Here is a 13,315-nt window from a genome sequence, read left to right on the forward strand (position 1 = left end):
ACGACTCATGCCGCAGCAGTGGCAGCCGGCGGTCGCGCCGACCTATCGCCGCAGGGCCAACGTCAAGATCGTGATCGCCGGCAAGGACATCACGGATGCGATGGCGCCGTACCTGATCTCGGTGCAGGTGCTGCTGAAGGATTGGGGTCCGGACACCGCGAACATCGAACTCGACGACCGCAACGCGGAGTTGCCGATCCCGCGCGACGACGAGCCGGTGAAAATCTACATGGGTTGGGCCGGCAGCGGTCCGTCCTTGCCGCTCAACCAGCATGTCGAGCGCATCTATAAGCTCATCATTCCCGACCAGTATGTCGACGGCTCGCCAATCAAGGAATTGCCCTATCAGGCCTCGGGCTATCAGATGGTGTTCGGCGGCATCGTCAAGTCGGTTGAGAGCGGCTTTGCGCGCGCCGGCGGCGGCCGCAGGCTGTGGGTCGAGTGCATCTCCTACAACGAGAAGGGAGACGCCAAGGCGCCATCCCTGATGACGGTCGGGCAGGGGGATTCGCCTGACGGCGACGGCCAGGACGTCAGCCTCAAGGACTTCCTCGGCAACGTCATGCAGAAAAACGGGCTGACGCTGTACGCCTACGGCGTCGATGACATCAAGCGCAAGTTCTGGATTCAGGACAATGAGAGCCCGATGTCGCTCGGTCAGAGGATCGCCACCGAACTGGGGCTCAGCTTCAAGATCATCGGCAACAGCGCGCTGATCGGCCCGCGCGAGCTACTGCCGAACGGCGATCTTGCCCCCACCGTGGAGGCGGTCTGGGGCGTCAATCTGATCTCGTGGCGCATCAAGCCTTTCTCCGGCCGCCCGCAATGGGCCGGCGCCAAGCAGCGCTTCTTCGACATCTGGAACGGGATGTGGAAGTCGGTCACCAAAAGCATTGGCGGATCTGTGCCGTTCGGCACCGCCACCGCTGTTGCGATGATGCACGGTGCAGCACCCAATGAGCAGGCCGGTCGGCAGTACAATGAAGGGATGGCCGCCGACAGCCAGGAGAGCCGCGGCACCGGATGGGTCATCATCAACGGTGAGCCGGCGGCCCAACCCAACGGCAATGTCGTGATCTCGGGGGCGCGGCCCGGCGTCGATGGCCGCTACGCGATCTCGGAAGCCGAGCACAACTACACCCGTGGTGGCGGCTACACCACGCGCTGCAATATCAAACGTCCGCAGTTGATCAGCGACGATTACTGGTCGTGGAGCAGCAAGACCCCGGAGCAGATGATCGAGCAGCAGCTTCGCGACTTCCCGTCCGAATTGTGGGGCGACATGACCCCGGTCGAGCCGCAGTTTCCGCCAGAGGTCAGCAACCCTCCGACCTCGCCCTAGCCGCTTTCCTCAAAAACCCAAAACCGAACGTCGTTCACGCGGGAGCACCGTCGATGAAAACAGCCATCTTTGTCTTCCTGACGATCGTTGCGCTTCTGATCGTCTATCGCATGGTGAAATACTACTACCTTGCCGAGGGCTCGGTGTGGGATCGCCTGCTCGCCACCGCCAAGTATAGCGCCACCGTGCTCTGGAGCATGATCGTCGCGCTCGGCGCCTCGATCCTCGCTGGCATTTCCTATCTCGCTGACGCGCTCAACCTTCCGGACGTCAAAGCCTGGGTGACCATGCTGCCGGCGGAGTGGGTCGGGTTCGTGGTCGCTGCGATCATGGGGCTGACCGTGGTGTCGCGTCTGAGAAGCCTTCCCAACCAGCCCAATCCCGGAAAGGGGGCTTGAGCGATGGCGGAGAAATTTCGCAGCCTAACAGGCGGCTACTTCTCGGCCAATCCGGACGACAAGTCGCTGCCGGTGACCATCCGGTTCAACAATCCCGGTGCGATCAACGGCGCATCGTGGCAGCACTCCTATCCCGGCTATATTGGCGAGAAGGAGACCACGCCCGGCAACCGCTCGACCATCGTAGCCTCGCCCGAGGAGGGGGTGGCGATGTGGTGGGAGCTGATGCGACGCTATCGCTCCTCGAACGTTGTCACCATGGCGCAGATCATCAACCGCTATGGTGGCGGGCAGGATTATTCGAAGTATCTCGCGCAGGTCGGTGTCTGGACCACGCTGCCGACATCGACCGAGATCAAGCTGTACGGCGATGACGACGTTCTCCTGAACTTCGCCAAGGCGATGTTCCGCTATGAGGCGGGACGTGCGCTGCCGTGGTGAGCAGATCCGGTTCGGTTTTAATCTGGCGCGCAACCACGCTGCCGGCAAACTGGAAGCCGCCCCAGCACCGGCGACCATCCCCCCGCCAACCTCGCATCCTTCCGTGCTGCAGACGATTCTGTCGGCCATCGGCTCCTACTTCGTTCCAAAAGCTGCGGCCGCAGCCGAGCCGCCGTTGAAGCTCACGCGGGTTATCAAGCTCGGCTCCAGCGGCGATGACGTCAAAGCGGTGCAGCGGCGGCTCATTGCGCTGGGTTACAACGATGTCGTGATTGACGGCATCTTTGGCTTGGTCTGTCAGGCGGCGGTGAGGAAGTTTCAGACCGCCTGCAACCTCGATCCGGACGGTGAGGTCGGCGACCTGATGGTGATGGAGTTGAACAAGGGCAAGCGGCTCGGCACCGTTGACCCGCCCCTCAACCAGCCGCCCGCCACCGCGACCAAGCCAGTGTGGTACGCGCAGGCCGAGAAGTGGATCGGCTGGCACGAGACCGGCGAGAACCGTGGACTCGAGACCTTCATCAAGGGCGCGCATTGCGGTCAGGAGGGCGATCCGTGGTGCGCGATCTTCGCCAACTACTGCCTGGAGACCTCCGGCTTCAAGGGGACGAAGTCGGCTGCCGCGCGGAGTTTCGAGATCCATCCCGAGTTCACCAAGCTCAAGCTCCCGGCCTTGGGCTGCATCGTGACGATGTGGCGCGGCTCCAAGAGTTCAGGTCAGGGGCACGTGTTCCTGTACGACGGCGAGAACTCAAGCGGCGTGCGCGGTATTGGCGCCAACGAGGACGATCAGGTCAAACGGTCGGTCCATGATCGCAGCCGCATCGTCGGCTACTATTGGCCGAAGGCAGCTCCAGCGCCGAAGGAGGCGGTGATTGCGGTCGGCGACAATGCCGGGCGGGCGACTTCCGAGGTCTGACCATGTTCAACGACATCATCACCAGCATCGAGGAGCGCTTCACCGCGCCCTTCGAGTGGCTGTTCGATCCTTTGGTCTACTGGTTCGGCATCGCGGTGCTGATCCTGATCGCGTGCATCGTCATCAGCTACTTCGCTCCGTTCAAATGGGTCAGGGCGGCGCTCGGCGGGGTGCTCGTGATCGTCGGCGCCTTCCTGGCCGGTGGGGTCGAGATGCACAAGATCATGAACAGGAAGCTGCAGGAGGAGAAGGAGAAGCAGCGCGAAGCCGAAGCCAGGGCAAAAGACGGTGGTGGGTGGTTTAAGTGGTGACAAGCAGGAAAAGAACGATCAAGCGCGTGCTGTTCGCGATCTGGAACACGGCGGCGCTGATCGCGCTCTCTTTTGATGCCGGCTATCTCATTCTCCTCGCCTTTGCCGGCAGCGGCCCGGTTTGGGTGGCATCCAATCTTCGTGTCGGCTCGACGCGCGTGCCGGTTCACGGCAGCATCACCTATACGATCGATATAGAGGCGCGGGAAAGCTGCCCCGGCCAGGTGGTCCAGGTGATGGTCCTGCTCGACAGCGATCCGCCAGCAACCGTGACCTTCCGCCGTCCGGTGGTGCTTCCCGGCGTTTCGCGAGACGACGTTGCCGTAAGCATTCAGCTGCCCGATGCTGTGCATCCGGGTCGTTGGCGCTTCACCGCCAGCATCGAGAGCAACTGCGCGACCCGCCAGCAGCTTGATGACCTCGCAACGTTCGACGTGGAGGTCTATTGATGGGTTTTTGGGTACAGCTCGCCGATGCGCTCGGCGCAGACCGCTACAGTCAGCATGCGATCTGCCTGACCAACGATCCGGTGATTGTTTTTCTGTCGGTCTCGGCCGACCTCGTGACCGCCGGATCCTACTTCGCCATCGGCTTGTCGCTGCTCTACTACCGGACGCGCGCCGTTGAGTTCTCGGCGCTGGCACGGGGACTGTATGGTGCCTTCATCTTTTTGTGCGGTCTGTCTCATGCCTCGGAGGTGTTGACCATGTTCAGCGGCGTCTACAGGCTCGACGTGGCGATCTCGGCAGCCATGGCGATCGTCTCTGCTCTGACAGCGGTGCTGACATTGGGAGAAGCCCGCGGCACCTCACTGTCGGAATCAGAAACTTGATTGCATTTTATATCGACAAGCCGACCCTATTCATGGTGGCAGCCGTGATCACGATTGCGGCCATCAGCGCTGTGCTGGTGGTTCGCTATGCGCAATCGAGCCTCGTATATCAGATCAAAGGCGACATCGACACCGAGGTGCGGGTTCGCCGGTCTCGTCTGCACGAGGAGCATGAGCAGTCCATGAAGGACTCGAAGGTGGGTCGCCACCGCAATAACCCGCCCGAGACCAGCAATAATGGATACTTCTAATGCCCTGTCCTCACTCGGGACGGCCGTAGCCACGGTTACCGTCACGATCATTTCGGGGGCGTTCATGTACTTCGCCGGCCGGCCCAAGGCGAGGGCGGATGTGCAGGCGATGTTGAACGATGGCTTCAACAAGCGGATCACCGACCTGCAGGACGAGCGCAACCAGTTGCGCGAGATCATCAAGCAACAGGGTGAGCACATCACCTTGCTGGAGGGCGACGTGCGCAATCTGCAGCAGGCGAACGATAGCCTGAAGCACTTCATCGAGGCGCACGGGCTGACACCGCCTCGCGGCAGGATCAGATCATCATATTAGAAGGGTCTCAGAACAGCCCTTTGTCGAGGCACCCCGAAAGGGACCTTTCACCCCGTGGGTCCAATGGGCCGGCGGGGTCTTTTTTGCGTTTTTGGGCTGTGTACCCATAAATGATCATGTCGGCTTACCCCCGAAGAGCGGCGCAAAGGCGGACATGCAAATATTGACGAGTTGGGCCAGGGTGACATTCGCGAAATGAAAGAGGCCGCCAAATGAGGCGGCCTCGGTACATGGACGCGAACTGTTATCTTCAACCCGAGACTGCCGCAGTACTCGGCGCTCCAGCGGACGCCATTTGTGGGACATACGACGCGTTGCCGGAATTTGGGGCCGTTCCGAGCTATTGCATCATTCGCTGACGGAAAGATCGCGCTACTGCTCTGAGGCCGATCTCCTGGACTTCCCCTGCATGAAGGCTTGCATCTCGTCCTGCGTCACTTGGCCGTCCTTGTTGCTATCCATCGCTTTGAAAATTCTCTCATGAGCCGCCTGAAACTCCTGCAATGAGATTTGCCCGTCGCCGTCATCCATCAGAGCGAATATCATTCGGAACATCATCGGAGATCCCATGCGGCTGCCCATCATGCCGCCGCCCATCATGCCGCCACCCATCATTCCGCGGCCCATCATGCCGCGACCCATCATGCCGCCACACATCATACCGCCTTGCCCCATACCACCTTGCCCGTCGTACCGACCGCTTCCTGATCCATGCTAGGGGATTGAGCCTGTTCGTCTGGTTGGGGCTGTGCCATCGCACCGACGGCGCTATATGCCAGCACGAGAGCAGATATCGTGACTCCCAAAACGCGAACTGTTTTCTTCATGAGAGTTTCCTCGTTTGGTGCCAAAGCGGATTGCCTCGGCGACGGTGAATGCAGTTCTTTCGAGTGCGTTCCGTCATAATCCAGTGAGAATGGTTCGGCACCCGCCTCGCTGGAAAACGGTAAGCGCGGCGGTGACCGAATATGTCTCGAAGGGCCAAGAAGTTCCGCTCGCCATCGGAAAGCTCAGCAGCGCCCTTCGATCGTCTTGCTGATCTCCTCGGGTGCCGCGAAAATCACCTCCGCTCGATCGCCCATCATTCCGGCAGGTACGAGAGCCGGCGCACCGCTCTGCGGCCCGTCTTTGCTGGAATCTGTCTTGAAACGAAGGTTGCGCTCCCAGAACGCACGCGTCTTGCCATCGCCAGTGGCGACACGAAATGTATCATGGCAATAAGTGATCGCCTTCACCTGCATGTTGGGCGTCAGACTTTTCAGATTGGGCACCTGTCCTGCGCCGCCCATCATTCCACCCCCGCCGCCCATCATCCCTCCCATGCCCCCATCGGGGCCTGCGCGGTCTGCTGTGGCGCGCCCGGCCGGGTTGCCTCCTTCAGGAATGCCAGCAAATTCGTGCGAGCGCGTTCATCCTTGATTCCGTTGAACGGCATGTCGTTGTCAGGCACCATCCGGTCGGGGTCAGTCAACCAGCCGTCGAGCGAGCGGTCGTCCCAGATGATACCTGAGGATTTCAAAGCATCGGAGTAGCGCTCAAAACTCGGCAGGCTGCCGGCCGGGCGGCCCCAGAGGGTGGCGAGGCTCGGTCCAGTCATATTGTGGCCGGGTTCGAGGGAGTGGCACGGCGCACACGCTCTGAACAATTGCTGGCCCTGGGATATGTCGGCGGTTTGCGCCATCGCAGGTGAACCAAAAACGATTGCCGCGAACGCCATTATCGCGTGGCTTTTCATGAGTTACCTCCCTGGTTCGCAGTCCCATCGTTCGGCGCAATTGGAGGCATGCCGGCTCGGAAGTACCATCTCAAAGTGGACGCGCGCTGCCCGAGTAGACGAAGACCATCGGGCGCGGTCCCCTCAAATAACCTGTTTCCAGCCTGTCGACGAGAAAGCCGGCCGATCGCAACAGATCGTCGGGCTTGCGATTGAGGTGACAGCCGCCAGCGAGACGCTTCCAGAGCGGCGTGAGCCGGTCCTGCCATCGCGCGACCGCAGCTTCCGGCGCGCGGCCGTGCTCCGCAAAGAGCAGTTGGCCGCCGGGTTTCAGCACGCGGCGCGCCTCCGCCAGCGTCGCGATGGGATCGCTGACGCTGCAAAGGGTGAATGTCACGGCGACGGTATCGATGCTCTTGCTTTCAAGCGGCATAGCCTCACCGCTGGCGCACACGAGCTCGACGGGAGCCTCAGCATCGCGGGCGCGTTCGCTCGCGAACTTCAATAGCTCCGGTGAAGGATCGATGCCGTACACGCGGCTGACCGCCGACTCCGACATCGCGCACCTCTGTGCCGCTTCAGCTATGCTCAGCCCTTCAAGTTTTACAGCCTCGATCGCGCATTGCATTTTCTTGGGTAACCGGGTCAGCAATTGCCTGACGTCGAAGCTGTTCTCGGCGCTGACCTGGTCGTCATATGCCATGATCTCGTCGGCTTCATCGATCGGTACGTTAGCGAGTGACGCTCGCGTTCGTCGCAGGAAATCGATCAGTTTGTAGCGCGCGATCGCATGCACCCAGGGCGTCAACGGCTCCGAACGTATGTCGTTGGTTATGGATCGCCAACACAGCTTCTTGAACGAGATCCTCTGCTTCAGATGCACCTTTTCCGATATGCGCGAGCCTGCGCTTGTAATAGGCTCGTAAATGTTTACTCAAGCGCTCAAGCAGCGTGCGGTATGAAGCGGCATCGCCAGACTGGCTTGCAAGCATAAGTGCTTTTAGCTCTAGCTCCCCGGTCGTCATACTTGCCTTACGCTATTTCGGACATTTACCCGATTTGGTTACATGTCACGTAGCCATCGAAGCAAAAAAATCCGAACTTGCAGAAGTCGGGACCTGTCTCGCGGCAGGTCGACTGCCGCTTTGGGTCTCTTTTAGGTCCAGTCTACCCCTCAGAGCCGACATGCAGGCGACAGGCTGATTTCGTCGCGAAGGGCCATCAGCAGCCATGGGCATCTCTCAGATTGATCGCCTTCACGCTTAGTCACGCATTGCGCCCGGCCGCCTCGCGAAACCATTTCGCGCTGAGCATCGGCGGCGCCTCTGCGTTTTGAAGTCCACCTGCACCATGCCGAAGCGTCGCAGTAACCGTTGATCCCACTCGAAATTGTCCATCGCTCCACATGAAGTTGTCTTTCAGCGGAATGCCTTCGGCGACGGTGCGAGAACTCGCGCATCAGAACGGCCCGCCCTCGGGCGGCGCCGGCCGGTCCTCCGGCCAAGTTGGCCTCCCATCCTTGGAAAGTAGCCCCTGCAGGGGGAATTGCATTCGGAGCGGGAAGGACCACAGAAGCGTCGGTGGCAGGCGATAATTGTGGTACCGTCCGAACTCGACCGTTCGCGGGATATGCCAAGTTTCTCGGCAGGGTTCCATAAGACAAGTCTAGCGCCGGTCGTTGCGCGATCGACCAGACCAACAGTCCTCTCGTCGGAGGTCAGGGCTCATGAGTCCCGTCACCATCACCCTGCTCACGCTCCTGGGCGTCGTGCTGCTGCTCGCGCTCTGGCTGATGGCCATCTACAACGGACTGGTGGTCGCCGGGAACCGCTTCAAGAACGCCTTCGCCCAGATCGACGTGCAGCTCAAACGCCGCTACGAGCTGATTCCGAACCTGGTCGAAGCCGTCAAGGGCTACATGGCCCACGAGAGGGAGACGCTCGACGCCGTCATCAAGGCCCGCAATAGTGCGATGGCGGCCGAGCAGAAAGTCGCCGCCAACCCCAGCGACCCGGCGGCCATGAGGGAGCTTAACCAGGCCGAGGCCGAGCTGGGCGGCATCCTGGGCCGGCTCTTTGCCCTGTCCGAGGCGTACCCGGATCTCAAGGCCAACCAGAACATGCTCGCCCTGCAGGAGGAGCTGAGCTCGACCGAGAACAAGATCGCCTTTGCCCGGCAAGCGTTCAACGACGCCGGCGCCACCTACAACATCCGGCGCGAGGTCTTCCCGGCCAACACGGTGGCCGGCATGTTCGGCTTCGAGGAGGCGGCGCTGCTCGAAACTCCAGAGACCGAGCGCGCAGCGCCCAAGGTGTCGTTCTAACCCGAAACAAGCACCGCTCCATGCGTCCCATGCTTCCGTTTCCATGCTCCCAAAGCCGCCTCTGACCATGGCCACCAATTTCTTTCAGCAGCAGGATTCGGCCCGACGCAAGACCTTCCGGCTGGTGGTCTATTTCGTCCTGGCCATCCTGATTCTGATCGCCCTGGTGTACGGGCTGTTGCTGGCGCTCAGCATGTCTGGCGCCCCAGAGCCGGTGTCCTGGTGGCAGCCGGATCTGCTCCTGCTCGCGGCGCCGGGGGTGGGCCTTGTGGTCGGCGGTGCCAGCGCGTTCAAAGTGGTCCAGCTCGCTTCCGGTGGCCAGGCCGTCGCCCTGATGCTGGGCGGTGAGGAGGTGCCCGGCACGACCACCGACCTGCGCGAGAAGCGGCTGCTCAACGTCGTCGAGGAGATGGCGCTGGCCGCGGGCGTGCCGGTGCCTCCCGTCTATGTTCTCAAGGAGCCCGGCATCAATGCCTTCGCGGCCGGCTACGCGCCGGGCGATGCCGTGGTCGCCGTCTCCCAGGGCTGCCTCAACTATTTAACCCGCGACGAGCTGCAGGGCGTGGTGGCCCACGAGTTCAGCCACGTCCTCAACGGCGACATGCGGCTCAACATCCGGCTGATCGGCCTGATCTTCGGGATCATGGCGTTGTCCATCATGGGCCGCTTGCTCATGTTCACGTCCGGACGCTCTTCGGGAAGGAATGATTCCCGTGCCGGCCTGATGCTGCTGGGCCTGGGCGTGTTTGTGCTGGGCCTGGTGGGAGCGTTCTTCGGTCGGCTGATCATGGCGGCGGTTTCCCGGCAGCGCGAGTACCTGGCCGACGCCAGCGCCGTCCAGTTCACGCGTAACCCCGATGGCATTGGCGGGGCGCTCAAGAAGATCGGTGGACTGGCCGAGGGGTCGCGCATCGACAACCCCCAGGCCGCCGAGGCCGGCCACATGTTTTTCGCCAACGCCTTCGCCGGCGAGGGATTCACCGGACTGCTGGCCACCCACCCGCCGCTCGTCGAACGCATCCGCCGGCTCGATCCCCAGTTCAACGGCCAATTCCCGGAGGTGCGGCCGGTCAGTGTCGATCGGGAAGAGCTCGAAGGCGCCCGCCGCGACCGTGTCCCGCCATTCGCCGGGATGCCGAGGTTACCGGGGCTGCCGCAGGTGCCGTTGCCGGTCTTGGGGTTCGCCGACGAAGCCGCGTCCCGGGTCGGCCAGGTCGATCCGGAAGAAATTAGCTGCGCGAAGGCGCTGCAAAACAGCATGCCCGACGTGCTCCGGGTCGCCGCCCAGGAGCCATTCAGTGCCCGCGCCCTAGTCTACGCCCTTCTCCTGGACCCGCGGGCGGATCTGCGGGACCTCCAGCTGACCCGGCTGAAGGCCGGGCCTGAGCCGCAGGACTTGGCCGAAACCTTGCGGCTGGTCGCGCCTGTCCAGGCCCTGCCGGACACGCACCGGCTGCCCCTCCTGGACTTGGCCATGCCAGCTCTGCGGCAGATGTCGCCACCCCAGCACCGGGCTTTCCGCGCCCAGGTCGAGATGCTCATGATCGCCGACCAGCGGCTGAGCCAGTTCGAGTACGCCCTCCGCTGTGTGCTGCATCGCCATCTCGACGCCCAGTTCCTGGCGCCGCGTCAGACGCGTCCAGTGCACAGCTCGCCGCAAAAACTGGCGCACCCGGTGGCGACGGTGTTGGCGCTATTGGCCTGGGAAGGCCAGTCGGACCCCGACCAGGCCGCCCGGGCTTTCGATATGGGCATGCGCAGCTACATTGGCGGCGACCACACCCACCGCTTGCCGCCCCGTGAGAAATGCTCTCTCGCCGAGTTCGATGCGGCGCTGCAAACGCTCAATCAATCCGTCCCGGCCATCAAGCGCCGGATCGTCGTCGCCTGCACGTCCTGCATCCTGGCGAACAAGCAGATCATCGTCCGCGGAGCGGAGCTGCTCCGCGCCATATGCGACACGCTGGACTGCCCGCTACCGCCGCTCGTCGTTGGGGAAGTGCAAGGACGATGAACGACAAAGCGCATCCTCGCCGTAGCCTGAGATGTCGAGTGCGACTGGGTGTGTTCCGGTTCGCGCCTCAAAGCAAGGCGTTTGTGAGTACACGCCCTAGGTCGACCGGAATAATCCTCTTCAAGGAGCGTCCCGATGCCTGACGTAAGGGAAAAGCAACGCGAAGCCCGCCGGAAGATCATTCGCCAATGGGCGAAGCTTCCGAAGGATAAACGGCAGTCTATGGAGGGGACTTCTGAATTCGCCAGGACCGGCCGCTCAACAGAACGAGAACGCATTCGTCCGCAGTCGTCGCGATCCGTGTCAGAAGATCATGGGATGGCTATTGCCGCGTGCTCATCTCTGAACGACTGAGTCCTCTGCACATCCTTCGAAGGCGACACCGAAAACGGCAAAGTCATCGAATGTCCTGCCGTGTCCGAACCCGCGGCACGGCCGTCACAAAGCGACGAGATAACTGTGAAGCTGAAAGCAACCATCATCGTCGCCGCGCTGCTAGCTGCAACGGCTGCACATGCCGAGACGATCGATCTGAAATGCTGGGCGCGGGGCCTTACGGGTGGCGAGCGCAACTCGGTCTACATAAACGGGGAACAGGTCATCGTTAATCTGGACGAGGGGACGATGCACTCTCGGACATTCGGAAGCAATTTGGCCGTCCACGTCACGGATACGCACTTGTTCTTTGAGACGGCCCTTACGCTCGGCAACATTTGGCAACATCTGTTCGACCCGACCGCTGTCTGGCAGGGTTTCATCAACCGCGTCGACGGCAGGCTTAAGGCGCATAAACGCGACGGTACTATCATCAGCGGGCACTGCCAGCTGGTCGGCTGAACCCGCCCATGTCGCAGATGGGTCAAAATGGGAAAAACTCGGCGCGAGAAAATCTGGTCCGCTAATGCCCCTGCTAAGCGGACCTCAACTACAGGTGAACCACTTCGCTGATGGGCCATGAACAGACGGCACACTCGCGAATAAAAACAAAAAAGGCCGCCATAAGCGGCCTTATTTCAATCTATGTAAGTCTATCGAAAATCAGCTACGGCTACGGCGGCGACGCACGAGCCAATAAGCGCCATAGCCTACTCCGATCACAAGCGCGGGGATCCCGGCGCCTAGAAGCGGGGCAGGAGCGCCTTGTGCGTGTTTTTCATTGCCGTTGCCGTTGCCGTTGCCAACGCCCCCATTGGGGATACCACCTTGATCGGCCAAGGCCGGTGACAAAATAAGCATCGAAAGGGCGACCGACGCTACTATGGCTTTCATTCGATTGCTCCCAATTTAAATGGTGATGCATTTAAATATTAAACCAAAATTAAATGCCACTCAATCCTAAGTTCGCCTCCTTGATGAGTTCCTTAGGATTCATTGAACTTAATTTAGTCACGTCGAGGCAGCGTAGTTACCGCCCTGCCTAACGTTCAACGCTGCCGGGTAGATCACGTTACCTGACTGCGTTCGCGGTCTCGTCCATATCTGCCAAGGCGCTGACATTCACCCCGACGTTCGCTTGATCTGGACGCTCTGCGGCAAGGACGCGGCCGCCCATCGCGCCAGTGGATCGGCCAGCCGTCGATCGTGCGGAAACTGCTGGACGGCTCCGGCTCCGACCAGATGCGTTCGTCGGGATCGTAGGGCATCGACGTTGACGATATCGATCGGCATTCATCGTCTCCGGATCGGCAGGTTCAACTCGCGGGCCTTGTGTTCGACGTCGTCGACGTTGCCTGATCGGCAGAGGAACCCCGCGGCTTCTTCTATCGTGCTGCCGTTCTCGAGCGACGCCTTGAGATCGTCTATAGCGGTCTCGGTCCACTCTGCGTCGTCGTAGATATCGGCCCTGCGCCGAGCGTAGCGCTCCTGCCATCTGCTCACGGCCTCGTTGACCTTTCTACGGTCCTGTTGGTCTTCCTCCGAAAGCTGCATGACAGGGTTATAGATCGAAGCTGGAATTGACAGGTCGCTTTCCGGAGGCTTGCTTGCCCATTCCCAGAATTGTTCGAATGCGTCCTTGGTCATGAGAATGAATCCCTTACGCGTTCAAAATTACGCATTCAAAAGCTCGCGCGGTTCCGGTCCCTCACCTTGATCCAGTCACAACCGCCGGCGCAGTAGGGGCGTTCCTTGTGCTGGGAGACTAGGCGCTCAAGGCCCATCTCACAGGCCGCCAGAAACAGCTCGGGGCCGATCTCTCCCTCCTTAAAACGCGAGGCTGGCCAAGTCCCAAATCACGACGCCAAGCACTAGACCGAGCAGGCGATCAGGCATCAGCCGACCAACGATTCCAGGGCCATGGCCCGATGCATCCGGCGCCCACCCCTGTGACTGCGCCTAAGCGCAGCCCTCAATGACGTGAACTGTGGGGCCTCTGACGACCGGAGGAATGCGCCGTTTCTCGGGTTCTTGACCGTCATTCCGGATCATCCCGCGCTGGTGCGCCTGTTCCAGCGT

General features: G+C 61.3%; 18 protein-coding genes and 1 pseudogene. 12 read left to right on the top strand and 7 right to left on the bottom strand.

Annotated elements, in window-relative coordinates; translation table 11 throughout:
- Positions 1-7 precede the first annotated feature (7 nt).
- Genes ACZXDY_RS33410 through ACZXDY_RS33450 form a run of 9 tightly spaced genes read left to right on the top strand, consistent with a single transcriptional unit; the run spans position 8 to position 4,810 of the window.
- A complete protein-coding gene (locus tag ACZXDY_RS33410) occupies positions 8-1,342 on the top strand; it encodes a phage late control D family protein (protein WP_464348461.1) in 1,335 nt (444 codons plus the stop codon).
- Positions 1,343-1,395: 53 nt separating this feature from the next.
- Positions 1,396-1,740, top strand: a complete 345-nt coding sequence (locus ACZXDY_RS33415; RefSeq protein ID WP_464348462.1) for a hypothetical protein — start codon at positions 1,396-1,398, stop codon at positions 1,738-1,740.
- Positions 1,741-1,743: 3 nt separating this feature from the next.
- Positions 1,744-2,181, top strand: coding sequence for a hypothetical protein (locus ACZXDY_RS33420; protein ID WP_464348463.1), 438 nt, complete (start codon positions 1,744-1,746; stop codon positions 2,179-2,181).
- A complete protein-coding gene (locus tag ACZXDY_RS33425; protein ID WP_464348464.1) occupies positions 2,165-3,100 on the top strand; it encodes an NlpC/P60 family protein in 936 nt (311 codons plus the stop codon). The genes ACZXDY_RS33420 and ACZXDY_RS33425 overlap by 17 nt, the downstream gene beginning before the upstream one ends.
- A 2-nt stretch (positions 3,101-3,102) precedes the next feature.
- Entirely contained in the window at positions 3,103-3,411 is a 309-nt protein-coding gene (locus ACZXDY_RS33430) for a hypothetical protein (RefSeq protein ID WP_464348465.1), read from the top strand.
- 26 nt (positions 3,412-3,437) lie between these two features.
- Positions 3,438-3,860, top strand: a complete 423-nt coding sequence (locus ACZXDY_RS33435; protein ID WP_464348466.1) for a hypothetical protein — start codon at positions 3,438-3,440, stop codon at positions 3,858-3,860.
- Positions 3,860-4,243, top strand: coding sequence for a hypothetical protein (locus ACZXDY_RS33440; protein ID WP_464348467.1), 384 nt, complete (start codon positions 3,860-3,862; stop codon positions 4,241-4,243). The genes ACZXDY_RS33435 and ACZXDY_RS33440 overlap by 1 nt, the downstream gene beginning before the upstream one ends.
- Entirely contained in the window at positions 4,240-4,494 is a 255-nt protein-coding gene (locus tag ACZXDY_RS33445; protein ID WP_130231251.1) for a hypothetical protein, read from the top strand. The genes ACZXDY_RS33440 and ACZXDY_RS33445 overlap by 4 nt, the downstream gene beginning before the upstream one ends.
- The gene (locus ACZXDY_RS33450; RefSeq protein ID WP_464348468.1) at positions 4,481-4,810 is read left to right on the top strand and encodes a hypothetical protein; all 330 of its coding nucleotides are present in this window, start codon (positions 4,481-4,483) and stop codon (positions 4,808-4,810) included. Before ACZXDY_RS33445 ends, ACZXDY_RS33450 begins: the two co-directional genes overlap by 14 nt.
- 372 nt (positions 4,811-5,182) lie before the next feature.
- Here ACZXDY_RS33450 and ACZXDY_RS33455 read toward each other — a convergent pair whose 3' ends face one another.
- From ACZXDY_RS33455 to ACZXDY_RS33475, 5 genes and pseudogenes are all read right to left on the bottom strand, one after another.
- Positions 5,183-5,455 carry an EF-hand domain-containing protein gene (locus tag ACZXDY_RS33455; protein ID WP_464348469.1) on the bottom strand — a complete coding sequence of 91 codons (273 nt, stop codon included), beginning with the start codon at positions 5,453-5,455 and terminating at the stop codon, positions 5,183-5,185.
- A gap of 11 nt (positions 5,456-5,466) precedes the next feature.
- On the bottom strand, positions 5,467-5,637 hold the full coding sequence (locus ACZXDY_RS33460) for a hypothetical protein (protein ID WP_464348470.1): 171 nt from the start codon (positions 5,635-5,637) through the stop codon (positions 5,467-5,469).
- Between the two features lie 183 nt (positions 5,638-5,820).
- The gene (locus ACZXDY_RS33465) at positions 5,821-6,102 is read right to left on the bottom strand and encodes a hypothetical protein (RefSeq protein WP_464348471.1); all 282 of its coding nucleotides are present in this window, start codon (positions 6,100-6,102) and stop codon (positions 5,821-5,823) included.
- 17 nt (positions 6,103-6,119) lie between these two features.
- Entirely contained in the window at positions 6,120-6,545 is a 426-nt protein-coding gene (locus ACZXDY_RS33470; protein WP_464348472.1) for a c-type cytochrome, read from the bottom strand.
- Positions 6,546-6,615: 70 nt separating this feature from the next.
- Positions 6,616-7,549 (bottom strand): annotated as a pseudogene (locus ACZXDY_RS33475) (sigma-70 family RNA polymerase sigma factor).
- A 701-nt stretch (positions 7,550-8,250) separates the two neighbouring features.
- On the opposite strand from ACZXDY_RS33475, the gene ACZXDY_RS33480 reads away from it, so the two are divergent.
- From ACZXDY_RS33480 to ACZXDY_RS33490, 3 genes are all read left to right on the top strand, one after another.
- Positions 8,251-8,847 (top strand): LemA family protein, encoded by a 597-nt coding sequence (locus ACZXDY_RS33480; RefSeq protein WP_464348473.1) that lies wholly within the window; start codon positions 8,251-8,253, stop codon positions 8,845-8,847.
- Positions 8,848-8,914: 67 nt separating this feature from the next.
- Positions 8,915-10,861, top strand: a complete 1,947-nt coding sequence (locus ACZXDY_RS33485) for a M48 family metallopeptidase (protein WP_464348474.1) — start codon at positions 8,915-8,917, stop codon at positions 10,859-10,861.
- A 459-nt stretch (positions 10,862-11,320) separates the two neighbouring features.
- A complete protein-coding gene (locus ACZXDY_RS33490; RefSeq protein WP_464348475.1) occupies positions 11,321-11,698 on the top strand; it encodes a hypothetical protein in 378 nt (125 codons plus the stop codon).
- A gap of 660 nt (positions 11,699-12,358) precedes the next feature.
- Here the strand turns inward: ACZXDY_RS33490 and ACZXDY_RS33495 are convergent.
- Positions 12,359-12,529, bottom strand: a complete 171-nt coding sequence (locus ACZXDY_RS33495; protein WP_464348476.1) for a hypothetical protein — start codon at positions 12,527-12,529, stop codon at positions 12,359-12,361.
- Positions 12,530-12,883 carry a hypothetical protein gene (locus ACZXDY_RS33500; RefSeq protein ID WP_464348477.1) on the bottom strand — a complete coding sequence of 118 codons (354 nt, stop codon included), beginning with the start codon at positions 12,881-12,883 and terminating at the stop codon, positions 12,530-12,532.
- Positions 12,884-13,315 lie beyond the last annotated feature (432 nt).

The organism is Bradyrhizobium sp. LeoB3 (genome assembly GCF_055456055.1).